Raw genomic sequence first — 10,867 nt, forward strand, 5'->3', positions numbered from 1 at the left:
ATCCGATCGCGTCAAACAGCAAGGCCCCGCCTGCTAAAGACGGGGCACTTGCCACACATGCAACAGCCGGGCGGTGATGGCAGTCACTGCCCGGCAGACCCTTACTTGTCCAGCTCGGCCAGATAGAGCATGGGGATCACGGCGTACATGGCGGCGCACTTGACCAGATGCTCCTTCCAGGTCTTCTCGTTCGGCGCGTGGGCCTCCGGCTCTTTGCCCGGGCCAAAGCCGATGACCGGGATGCCGTGACGACCCATGATGGAGACCCCGTTGGTCGAGAAGGTCCACTTGTCCACCACCGGCGCCTTGTTGAACAGCTGGGTGTACGCCTTGGAGAGGGTTTTGACGGTGATGTGATCCTCTTCCACCTTCCAGGTCGGGAAGTAGCACTCGGTCGGGTAGACCAGACCGGTATAAGCCGGACGATCGTACTGATACATGGAGACCTCGGCACCGGCGGCTTTTACGGCCGGCAGGGCACGGATCTCGTCCAGTGCACCTTGCCAGGTCTCGCCCCAGGTGAGACGGCGGTCGATGGAGACGGCGCAGCTGTCCGCCACGGCGCAGCGGCTTGGCGAAGTGAAGAAGATCTCGGAGACGGTCAGGGTGCCCTTGCCGAGGAAGTCGTCGTTGCCGAGGTTGTGACTCAGTTCCTGCAATTCGCCGAGGATCGGGCCCATCTTGAAGATGGCGTTGTCACCGCGCTCCGGCGCGGAGCCGTGGCAGCTCACCCCCTGCACCTCGACGCGGATCTCCATGCGGCCGCGCTGGCCACGGTAGATCTGGCAGTCGGTGGGTTCGGTACTGACCACAAATTCGGGGCGGATCTTGCTCTGCTCGATGATGTACTGCCAGCAGAGACCATCGCAGTCCTCCTCCTGCACTGTGCCGGTCACCAGCAGGGTGTACTCGTCTTCCAGCCCCAGATCCTTGATGATCTTGCCGGCGTAGACCATGGAGGCCATGCCGCCTTCTTGGTCAGATGCACCGCGGCCACCGATGATCTCGTGATCTTCCATCCCCTCATAGGGATCGAAGGTCCAGTTGGCGCGGTTGCCGATACCGACGGTATCGATGTGAGCATCCATGGCGATCAGGTGCGGGCCGTGGCCGATATAGCCCAGCACGTTGCCCATGGGGTCGATCTCGACCTTGTCGAAGCCGACCTTCTCCATCTCCTGCTTGATGCGCAGCACCACCCGCTCCTCATCGCAGCTCTCACTCGGGATGGCGATCATGTCGCGCAGGAACTGAGTCATCTCGGCCTTGTACTGGTAGGCCTTCTCCAACACCATTTCAAACGGAATTTGCTTGCTCATTGTGTCTCTCCATAACCAACCTCGGGTGCGGGAGTGCGCCTCCCGCCCGCTACTTACTCGTCATGGCACCCGCCGGGCACCATCCTGTTTCGATTCATACCTAGTCACAGGCGGGGTGCTTGCCTTCCCACACCACTTCCCGGTAATGGGCCACGTCTGTGTCCCCTTCGGTGTTGATCACCAGCACCACCGACTGCTCATCGAGCCCCAGCCGGGCCATCAGCACCGCGCGATCCGGGTGGTGGCGCACCGCCGCCAGCACGCCGGTGCCGACCGAGCCGGACTCGCCGGAGATGATGCGGGGATCATCGCCAAGGGGGTTGCCGAGCACTCGCATGCCAAGCGCCGAGACCTTGTCGTGACAGGAGATGAACTGGGTGGTGCAGCCACGCAGCACCGGCCAGCCGAGGGGATTGGGTTCGCCGCAGGCGAGACCGGCCATGATGGTGCGCATGTCGCCCCCCACGTTGACCATCTCCCCCGCCACGCCGGAGCGGTAGATGCAGTCGGCCTGGTCCGGCTCGACCACGATACTGTGCAGGTTCTTCGCCCCGAAGCAGTCCACCAGATAACCGAGCACGCCGCCCGCCAGCGCCCCTACCCCGGCCTGCAGCAGCACGTGGGTGGGCTGTTTGATGCCCATGGCCTGCATCTGCTCGACCGCTTCGTCGGCCAGGGTGGCGTAACCCTGCATGATCCAGGTCGGGATCTTGGTGTAGCCCTCCCAGGCGGTGTCCTGCACTATGTACCAGCCGCGCTCCTCGGCCATCTTCATGGTCAGGCGCACTGTGTCGTCGTAGTTCATGTCGGTGACGATGCACTCGGCGCCGAGGTTCAGGATGTGATCCACCCGCTCCTGGGCCGAGCCCTTGGGCATGTAGACCACCGCATGCTGGCCCACCTGCTTGGCGGCCCAGGCAACGCCACGTCCGTGGTTGCCGTCGGTGGTGGTGGCGAAGGTCATCGGCTCCTTGATGGTGCGCTTGATGAGATCGAAGGTGAAATCCTCTACCGCCACCCCGTATTTTTCACAGAGCAGGTTGGCGATGGCATAGACGCCCCCCAGCATCTTGAAGGCGTTGAGACCAAAGCGTTTGGACTCATCTTTCACCAGGATGTTCTTCACCCCGATATAGGCGGCGAGCGCCTTCAGGTCGCACAGGGGGGTGGGCTCATAACCGACCAGTTTTTTATGAAAGGCGCGGGCCTTTTGCGCCTCGGTACGGGAAAACAGTGGCAGCGATTCACCGGTAAAGAAACGGTTATCGGCAATCTCCATCTTCAGGGAAAATTGGGACATGAATACCTCGCAAAGAGTCATCTCGCCGGGGATCATCGAGTGAAAAGCGCCCCGGGGAGAGAACCCGTGACAATAACTGCGTGATGACGACGGCCGGGCGGGACTTATTTCCCGCCCGGCCAGGCCATTATTTGACGCGTTTTTGCGCTTCTTTTATCAAGCCTTCGAGGGCGGCGCCCGGTGCCGAGAATTTACGGGCGACAATCATGGCGGCGATAATATAGGGCTTCCAGCTCGCCTCTTTATAAGTGGCGATCCGGTATTTCTCGAATACCCCTTCACTCACTTCCCCTTCCTTGCAGGAGACACCGGAAATATCCGCCGGCAGGCAGTGCATATAGAGCGCCTCGCCCCCCTTGGTGAGGGCCATCATCTCTTCGGTGCAGTGCCAATCCTTGTGCTTGGCGTTTTGCGCCAGGCAATGCTGCTCCAGCTCCTTGAGGCCGGCATGATCGTTGGCCCGCAGCAGCTCGGTGCGCCGCTCCATCACCTGATAGGGGGCCCAGGACTTGGGATAGACGATGTCCGCATCCTTGAACGCCTCTTCCATGGAGGTAACCTGGCGGAAACTGCCACCGGAGGCCTTGGCATTCTCCTTGGCCACCTCGATCACGTCCGGGATCAGGTCATACCCCTCTGGGTGGGCCAGGGTCACGTCCATGCCAAAGCGGGTCATCAGGCCGATGATGCCCTGCGGCACGGAGAGCGGCTTGCCGTAGCTCGGCGAGTAGGCCCAGGTCATGGCAATCTTCTTGCCCTTGAGGTTCTCGAGGCTGCCGAAGTGCTCCTGCAACCAGGCGAGATCAGCCATGGACTGAGTCGGGTGATCAATGTCGCACTGCAGGTTGACCAGCGCCGGGCGCTGGGGCAGCACCCCCTTCTCGAACCCCTCGTCGAGCGCAGCCCCCACTTCACGCATGTAGGCGTTACCGGCCCCCAGGTACATGTCGTCGCGGATACCGATGGCATCGGCACAGAAGGAGATCATGTTGGCGGTTTCACGCACCGTCTCGCCGTGAGCAATCTGGGACTTGCCCTCGTCCAGATCCTGCTGAGTCAGGCCGAGCAGGTTGAGGGCGGAGGCGTAGGAGAAACGGGTACGGGTGGAGTTGTCACGAAACACCGAGATGCCAAGACCGGTATTGAACAGCTTGGTGGCGATGTTTTCGGCGCGCAGTCCCTTGAGGGCCTCGGCCAGTTTGAGCACCAGCGCCAGCTCCTGAGGGGTCTGCTCCCAGGTCAGCAGGAAATCTTTTTCATGCAGGTTGGACTTGAGTTCATTGATCTCTTTGATTAACTGGTTCACTGCTTTCATCGTTAGCCCCAATCTGTTGATGAGAAATGCATTGCTCCCCTTCCACTCACAGGTCACCGAAACAAGGGCCATTGGGTGAGTTCATCGGTCAGCGTCAAATAAGGGCAATCAATAAGCGTGCCAACGCATAAATAAGCGGGAAATAACCAGAAAAGGTGTCTTGAATGTGAGCCGACGCACAGCCTGAGGCTATATGGCGCCCCGCCAAGGCAGGTGAGCCGACTTATTTTCAAGCGGATGGCTGAGCGCCACAGAAATAGCGCGAGAATAGGGTGAGAGGAGGCCAAGCCGGCGCTGATAATTATCAGTCCGGCTATCACCGGTACCTGCCAATTGATAGAAAGCGGGGCCACATTCTCATAATGATAACGCCGCGATTGTCGGTCGCGGCGCGGTGAGGCGGGGCCGCCAGGCGACCCGTTGCGGGATCAGGCCTGCACGGCGATCTCGTACTTCTTTATCTTGCGATAGAGGGTAGCGATGCCGATCCCGAGTGCCTGGGCGGCCAGCTTCTTGTTGCCAAGACGCAGCAGGGTCTCCTCTATCATCTGCTTTTCCATGTTCTCCAGCCCGTTTTCGCCAAGTGGCAGCGCCAACCCGCGCTCGACCTGGCCGGCAGCAGGCTCTGGCAGGCTTGCCTCTGGCGATGACCAGGGCGCCCCCGTAGCCGGTGCCGGGTTGCCAGCGGCAGGGCTGAGCGCAGGGTCGGCCAGCACACCATGGGGATAAGGGTCGGGCGAGAGCGGCATGGGCGCGATCTGCGCCATGCTCCGAGGCGGCTCGTCCGCCCCACTGCGCTGGTTGCGCAGGATATTGGGGGGCAGCAGGATGCTCTCGATCACCTCCCCCGCCTGCACCACGTTCACCAGGTACTCGATGAGGTTGCTGAGCTCGCGCACGTTGCCGGGCCAGCGGTAGCCCTCCAGCAGGGCCATTACCTCCGGGCTCAGCCCCGGATAAAGCAGACCGATGCGGCTGGTGTGCAGGTTGAGGAAGTAGTGGGTCAGCAGCGCCACGTCCCCCTCCCGCTCGCGCAGGGGCGGCAAGTGGATGGGAATGACGTTGAGGCGATAGAAGAGATCCTCGCGAAACTTGCCCTCGGCGATGTACTGCTCCAGATGTTGGTGGGTCGCGGCTATGATGCGAATGTCCACCGGCACCGGCCGGCTGGCGCCGATGGGGGTCACCTCCCGCAGCTCCAGCACCCGCAGCAGCTTGGCCTGCATGGTGAGCGGCATGTCCCCTATCTCGTCGAGAAACAAAGTCCCCTGCTGGGCGGCCTGGATCAGCCCCTGCTTGCCGGTGCTGGAAGCCCCGGTGAAGGCCCCCTTCACGTAACCGAACAGCTCGCTCTCGAGCAGCTGCTCGGGGATGGCGGCGCAGTTGATGGCGATGAAGGGCTTGTCGCGGCGCGGGCTGAGTCGGTGAATGGCGCGGGCCACCACCTCCTTGCCGGTGCCGCTCTCGCCGCACACCAGCACGCTGGAGGGGCTCAGGGCGATGCGATGGAGCAGCTTTTTCAGGGCCCGCATCGGCTTGCTCTCCCCGATCAGCATGCTGACTCCCTCGTCGGGCTCCAGCGGCGGGTTCGGTGTGCCGTGGGACTGGTGAAACGCCATCAGAAACAGCTGCTGACCTTGTACGTGGTGCAACTGGCCGATGATCAGCTCCTGACGATCCCCCAGGGTGACGATGTGCTGCAGGTGGCCGGTCAGCCCCTGCTGGGCAAAGGTGAGCGGCCGCAGCCCTATTTCGCAGCCCAGCAGCGCCTCCTGCTGGCAGTTAAGCTGCTTGAGCGCAACCTCGTTGGCGTAGAGCAGCTGGCTCTTCTCGTCGAGCAGCAGGCAGCCCTGATCCATGTGGTTCATCAGGCTGAGGAAGACCTTGTTGACCCCGTCCGACAGGCCGCGCGAGTCGAGCAGCTTGGCCACGAAGATGCTGGAAATGTGCTGCACATAGTCGCACACCTCCTGCAGGTTGTTGTTGAGACGGGCCTGCTGCTCCGGGTTGAAGGCCACCAGGCTGATCACCCCGATGCAGTTCTCCTCCACCATGATGGGCACCCCGAGGAAGGCCCGCTCCCGGCAGCTCTCCTTGCAGCTGCACCCCTCGCAGACCGGATCCTCGCTGGTGTGGGTGACGATCTTCTCGCGCTGATGCTCGATGACGTAGCGCAACAGACGGGAGTCCCCCTCCAGCTGGCGACCGAAGAACTTGCCGTAAGGGCCGGTTCCCGCCACCCGCACCATGTTGGCGTCCACGATTTCCACTTCCAGTTGCAGCACGCTCGCCAGCATCTTGGCAAAGCGCAAAATGGTGGGCTGGATCTGCATCAACAAACATTGGTTACTGACGGACATCATGTTGTAAATCCCCTGGCTCCCACCCCGGGTGGGATTCATGCTGGCCAGATACTATGCCAATTCGGCAGCAACGACTTCGCCGAGGATCACGAAAAGGGAACTTGCACCCGCCCCGCATCCCGGAGTGAGAGCTGGCGCAGCATCTCAATGGGAATCCTTCATTTTCTATTTGTAGGATAAAATTTTTATTTAGCATTCAAAGCGATGGGCTATTTTTACACCAGTTTTTATGTATGAAGAGTTGGTCGAAGCGATCGAACTGAGGCCCTAACGAAATACGATTATCAGCAAAGAGAGCCTGGCTGTATTCCATGACTTTCCCAGCGAAACAGAAAAAGGGAACGCCGATTAGAGCAGTGGCCATTTTATTCACACATTAAGTTGTGCCAATGCCGCCCCCCTAGATCCAACTGCCATGTGTGAGTCCCTTATCGTGACCGAATTAACAATGTCATCAATTTGCCATTGAACAGGCATGAATTGGGTATACATTACTTCTCTGCGTGTTTTTTGTAGCCATATGGAGATATGTAATGAGCAAGGAAGCTATCTATAAAAATCTGGAATCTTTGGCACCGGTCGTAAAGGTACTCGGGGAAGTGGACAAAGCCTTAAACGATAAGGAACGAATTGATTCTGACAGTGATGATATCAAGGAAGTGCTGGCTGCCGCTGGCGGTGTCGGTGCTGGTGCGGGTATTGGGTTTGCAGGTCTTTATTTCGGCGGCATGACTGGTCTCTCTGCTGCTGGCATCACCTCTGGTCTGGCTGCAGCTGGCGGCCTCGTGGGTGGCGGTATGGCGGCAGGCGTAGCTGTTCTGGCGGCACCTGCAGTGCTGCTGGGTGTTGGCGCTTACGCTTTAGTATCACAACGTAACAAACGCAAGTTGAAAGAAAAGAAAGAGATGTTGCTGCAAGAAGCGATGAAAAAGCAGAACGCCATCATTTCAGAACTGCGCAAATCCTCAGACGACAACAAAGCAAGGGCAGACTATCTGACCAAACTCAACACACTCCTGCAATCAATCATCATTGACCTTGAGGGTGACTTGAAGGTGGCTGCCTGATGAGCAATGACAAGGGTGATTATCTCACCGATGGATTGAGGGTTGCAGTTCATCACAAGCAAATGCTTGATCAACTGGGCTCCGAACATGATCAGCAGCGTCATAGCCTCGATGCTGCGATCAACTCCAGTGAAGCCTTGCTCCGACGCTTGGGTAAGGCATTACCGGTAAAAGACTCCAGCACGTCAAACTCTTTGCACGTAATTACCCCTGTCAGGACAAAATCATGGGAAGAAATCCTTGCAGAGGCTAAACAAGCAATACCTGGTGAGGTCGATTTTAATGATGTACTGACGCCAGCGGAAATTGATGCTGTATTGGCAAAACATCAGAAACTCGGTGAGCACCTGGGTTGGCTCGGCAGCCTTGATCGATACGATGTTGCACTGGCTGTTTCTGCGGGCATCCTCTCCGGGCTTACCGATATCTTTCTTGTCCAGGTGCCCGCACATCCGGGATTTTTGGGTAGTCCTGCTTCGGAAGGGGGATGGTTATCCAACAAGGTCAAGGAGCTTTTTGGCGAAGTTCTGCCACCAGAAAAGATCAAAGAGCTTGAAGGGTTGTACAAAGTCTCTTTCGATCCCTCGACTAGTAGTGACCTGAAAGAAACTGTTGCTGGATTGGGCCCTCACACTCATCGTTACCAATCATTGGGACATGACCCCATTCTAGGTTTCATTTTTGGGGTCAAAGATGTGTTGTGCGGTGAATTTACTGCCATTGATAAGTTTGGCAACGTGATTGTCCAACAAACTGCTGCGCCATTACTGGAGGGTGAGCATTTTATTATAAGGCTCCTGGAGGCCATCAGAAAAGTTGGCGGTCATCTGGCATCAGATGTAGCAACACCAGCAGGCCTGCCCGCCCCCCTGATGCCCCTTCTCTCTTTCTTTCAATTCGGAACGATAGGAAAGCAAGGTTACACCATCGCTGAAGTTGCAAGACAGATGTATCGCAGTGGATACGACCTGCGTCATTTCATTGCGGCCTCAGTGCCATTGGCGATCAGTGAATTGATTGTTCGGCTTGGCTTTATGGTTAGAAAGCTCAATGCGGGAGCGACACTGGCCGAGGCATTTCCCAATGCAGCGCATCCGCAACTTCGTCGCCAGCTGCTGATTGCACATGGGGTGGCAGGAGTGATCAATGCAGGCAAAGTAACAGTGACCAGCAACCCCTTATCTATTAGCTGGCCACTCGTTTTAACGCTGCTGCGCTACGGTATGCCAGAAATGATGTATTTGATTTATGGCCAAGAAAAAGAGAGAGCAAAGCTGGTTGAGACCGAGATAATGGCTGACTACAGAGCCATTCATCAGGAGCTTGATACACAGCTTATGATGCTCCCTCACATCGTGATATAGGCTGGTAAAATGCAGCCCCGCATCGCGGGGCTTTCTTCAAGGTAAATATATTATCTTGCAGACCATTTTTTCAGCGCTTCCAGCACTTTGAAGGCCAAAGGCGCATCCAGCCATCCACGCCGTCATCCGTTGTATCCAGTGGTTTAATGCATTCTTAGATCTATTCCTTCGACTCCAAAGCTGGACAACCTTGACTTGCTCAAAGTTACTGACTCTGATTTAACAACAGAAGGGCTATAGCTTCGATTAGCGAAGTGCAATCGGACTTTCGTAGTAGCAATAAAAAGGACGCCCTCAGGCGTCCTTTTTATTGCTGCACAGGATCAACTGCCCAGATGCAGGGCCAGCCAGACCGCCAGCGGGATCACCAGGACCGAGAGCGCATTGCCACCGAGCACGATACTGGCCACCTTCTCGGGCTGGCACTGGTACTGCTCGCACAGCATGTAGTTGAGCACCGCCGGGGGCAACGCCACCGACAGCATCAGAAGCGGAACCCAGGCCGGTTGCAGCGGCAGCAGCCAGACCGCCAGCCCCAGGGAGATACCGCCGGCCAGCAGATAGAGCAGGTTGCACTTGAGGGCCAGCCCCAGATGATCCAGCTCCCCTTCCATCAGCCGGATGCCGAGGGCAAACAGCATCAGCGGTACCGAGATCTGGCCGAGCAGCGAGGCGCTGGTCACCAGGTATTCGGGCAGCGGAATGTGCAGATTGGCCACCAGCAGGCCGGCCAGGGCGGCCCACAGCACAGGGCTTTTCAGCCAGAGCCAGCGGGAGGTGTTGGCCGAGAGGATGAACATGCCCACCGAGAAGTGGAGCAGGTTGGAGAGCACGAAGAGGATGATGATGGCGCCCAGCTGCTGCTCGCCAAAGGCCAGCACCATCAGTGGAATGCCGAGGTTGCCGGTGTTGCGAAACATGGCGGGCAGGATCAGGGCCGGTCGGCTGATGCTGCTAAACCTGAGCAGAGAGAGCAGCAGCCCAGGCAGCAGGATCACCAGGGTTCCCGCCGCGATGAGCGACAGGTGGGCCATCAGATCCAGCGGGTATTTGACCAGCGCCGAGAACACCAGCGCGGGGGTGAACAGCTCGATATTGGCCCGATTGACATAGCCCAGCGCGCCGCCCGGACGCAGCCTGCCGTAGAGGGCACCAAGCCCCACCACCGCAAACACCGGAATGACGATATTGAGCAGCGCGCTGAACATGGGCGAGTCCTTTACAGTTCGCGGGCGGGGGTTCCCATCAGCAGCACGGGATCCAGAGTCACCTCCTGGCGGCCGTTGCTCACCCAGAGCTGGCCGTCGGAGATGGTGCAGGTGAGCTGCATGGTGCGCTCGACCATCTCGGTCAGCGGCAGGGTCTGGCTGTCGGAGAGCTCAATCACGGTGAGGTTGTCGTGCAGGCTGAGCTTGCCCTGGTTCTGCTTCCACCAAACGCTGGTGCCACGGCCACCGTAAAGGTAGAGCACCACATGACGGGAGCGGTTGCACGCCTTCTTGAGGCGGCGCTCGTCGGGCTGGCCGAGCTCGATCCAGAGTTCAATCTCGTCGGAATAGTTTTTGCGCCAGAGCTCCGGCTCGTCATCGGCGGAGAGGCCCTTGGTGAACTCCAGTCGCTCGGCGGCGTGCCAGGCGAAGGCCGCCAGCCGGATCATCATCCGCTCGTCGGTCTCGGAGGGGTGACGGGCCAGGGTGAGAGAGAAGTCCTGATAGAGATTGCGATCCATGTCGGACAGGCTGAGCTGAGCCTTGAATACGGTTGCCTTGAGAGCCATAGAAAACCTTGAATACCTTGGGAAGCGGGCCGAAACGAAAAACTGCGCGCCAGTGTAATCAAAATCGGCGGCCGGTTCGACCTCAAGCAGCACAGATTTGGCCTAGCTCGCGCAGATAACGGCCTGCCAAGGCTCCAAAAACAAATGCCAGTCCGAAGACTGGCATTTGGCGGTATGAACGAAAGAAGCGGATCACTTCTCGGCGGACTTGACCCCGAAGGCATTGAGCAGCAAGCAGCAGGTCACTGCTACCGCTACAAACCCGCTCAGGAAGATAAAGGGCATGGCCCCATATCCCAATACAGTCCAGATGGTTTGTTCAAGCAGACTCATTATGTGTCCTTCATCCAGTGAAATGGGTG

9 protein-coding genes are annotated in these 10,867 nt (G+C 58.4%); 2 read left to right on the forward strand and 7 right to left on the reverse strand.

All coding sequences use genetic code 11. The features are described 5' to 3' along the window. Window positions 1–101 precede the first annotated feature (101 nt). From I6L38_RS08780 to I6L38_RS08795, 4 genes are all read right to left on the reverse strand, one after another. Window positions 102–1,319 carry a YgeY family selenium metabolism-linked hydrolase gene (locus tag I6L38_RS08780; protein WP_216989419.1) on the reverse strand — a complete coding sequence of 406 codons (1,218 nt, stop codon included), beginning with the start codon at window positions 1,317–1,319 and terminating at the stop codon, window positions 102–104. Window positions 1,320–1,419: 100 nt separating this feature from the next. Beyond that, a complete protein-coding gene (gene dpaL, locus I6L38_RS08785) occupies window positions 1,420–2,619 on the reverse strand; it encodes a diaminopropionate ammonia-lyase (protein WP_216989420.1) in 1,200 nt (399 codons plus the stop codon). Window positions 2,620–2,746: 127 nt separating this feature from the next. Next, the gene (ygeW, locus tag I6L38_RS08790; RefSeq protein ID WP_216989421.1) at window positions 2,747–3,934 is read right to left on the reverse strand and encodes a knotted carbamoyltransferase YgeW; all 1,188 of its coding nucleotides are present in this window, start codon (window positions 3,932–3,934) and stop codon (window positions 2,747–2,749) included. 428 nt (window positions 3,935–4,362) lie between these two features. Beyond that, window positions 4,363–6,297 carry a sigma 54-interacting transcriptional regulator gene (locus I6L38_RS08795; protein WP_216989422.1) on the reverse strand — a complete coding sequence of 645 codons (1,935 nt, stop codon included), beginning with the start codon at window positions 6,295–6,297 and terminating at the stop codon, window positions 4,363–4,365. 533 nt (window positions 6,298–6,830) lie between these two features. Here I6L38_RS08795 and I6L38_RS08800 point away from each other — a divergent pair. Both I6L38_RS08800 and I6L38_RS08805 read left to right on the forward strand, forming a co-directional pair. After that, window positions 6,831–7,364, forward strand: a complete 534-nt coding sequence (locus I6L38_RS08800; protein WP_208199403.1) for a hypothetical protein — start codon at window positions 6,831–6,833, stop codon at window positions 7,362–7,364. Beyond that, a complete protein-coding gene (locus I6L38_RS08805; RefSeq protein WP_216989423.1) occupies window positions 7,364–8,728 on the forward strand; it encodes a hypothetical protein in 1,365 nt (454 codons plus the stop codon). Before I6L38_RS08800 ends, I6L38_RS08805 begins: the two co-directional genes overlap by 1 nt. Before the next feature lie 323 nt (window positions 8,729–9,051). Here the strand turns inward: I6L38_RS08805 and I6L38_RS08810 are convergent, their stop codons facing one another. The 3 genes from I6L38_RS08810 to I6L38_RS08820 all read right to left on the reverse strand — a co-directional run bounded on the left by I6L38_RS08810 (window position 9,052) and on the right by I6L38_RS08820 (window position 10,838). Further along, window positions 9,052–9,936: an AEC family transporter gene (locus I6L38_RS08810; protein WP_216989424.1), complete on the reverse strand. Its 885-nt coding sequence runs from the start codon at window positions 9,934–9,936 to the stop codon at window positions 9,052–9,054. 11 nt (window positions 9,937–9,947) lie between these two features. Next, window positions 9,948–10,505, reverse strand: coding sequence for a YaeQ family protein (locus I6L38_RS08815; RefSeq protein WP_010633897.1), 558 nt, complete (start codon window positions 10,503–10,505; stop codon window positions 9,948–9,950). A gap of 192 nt (window positions 10,506–10,697) precedes the next feature. Beyond that, window positions 10,698–10,838, reverse strand: coding sequence for a TIGR02808 family protein (locus I6L38_RS08820; protein WP_005301193.1), 141 nt, complete (start codon window positions 10,836–10,838; stop codon window positions 10,698–10,700). Window positions 10,839–10,867 lie beyond the last annotated feature (29 nt).

It is taken from the genome of Aeromonas sp. FDAARGOS 1408 (assembly GCF_019048665.1).
In the GTDB taxonomy this organism is placed as follows: domain Bacteria; phylum Pseudomonadota; class Gammaproteobacteria; order Enterobacterales; family Aeromonadaceae; genus Aeromonas; species Aeromonas dhakensis.

What these genes read in the sequence shown, in the direction of transcription:
- ygeW (WP_216989421.1), bottom strand. Translation starts at nt 3,934, where the DNA reads ATGAAAGCAGTGAACCAGTTAATCAAAGAGATCAATGAACTCAAGTCC.
- I6L38_RS08800 (WP_208199403.1), top strand. Translation starts at nt 6,831, where the DNA reads ATGAGCAAGGAAGCTATCTATAAAAATCTGGAATCTTTGGCACCGGTC.
- I6L38_RS08780 (WP_216989419.1), bottom strand. Translation starts at nt 1,319, where the DNA reads ATGAGCAAGCAAATTCCGTTTGAAATGGTGTTGGAGAAGGCCTACCAG.
- I6L38_RS08810 (WP_216989424.1), bottom strand. Translation starts at nt 9,936, where the DNA reads ATGTTCAGCGCGCTGCTCAATATCGTCATTCCGGTGTTTGCGGTGGTG.
- I6L38_RS08805 (WP_216989423.1), top strand. Translation starts at nt 7,364, where the DNA reads ATGAGCAATGACAAGGGTGATTATCTCACCGATGGATTGAGGGTTGCA.
- dpaL (WP_216989420.1), bottom strand. Translation starts at nt 2,619, where the DNA reads ATGTCCCAATTTTCCCTGAAGATGGAGATTGCCGATAACCGTTTCTTT.
- I6L38_RS08795 (WP_216989422.1), bottom strand. Translation starts at nt 6,297, where the DNA reads ATGATGTCCGTCAGTAACCAATGTTTGTTGATGCAGATCCAGCCCACC.
- I6L38_RS08820 (WP_005301193.1), bottom strand. Translation starts at nt 10,838, where the DNA reads ATGAGTCTGCTTGAACAAACCATCTGGACTGTATTGGGATATGGGGCC.
- I6L38_RS08815 (WP_010633897.1), bottom strand. Translation starts at nt 10,505, where the DNA reads ATGGCTCTCAAGGCAACCGTATTCAAGGCTCAGCTCAGCCTGTCCGAC.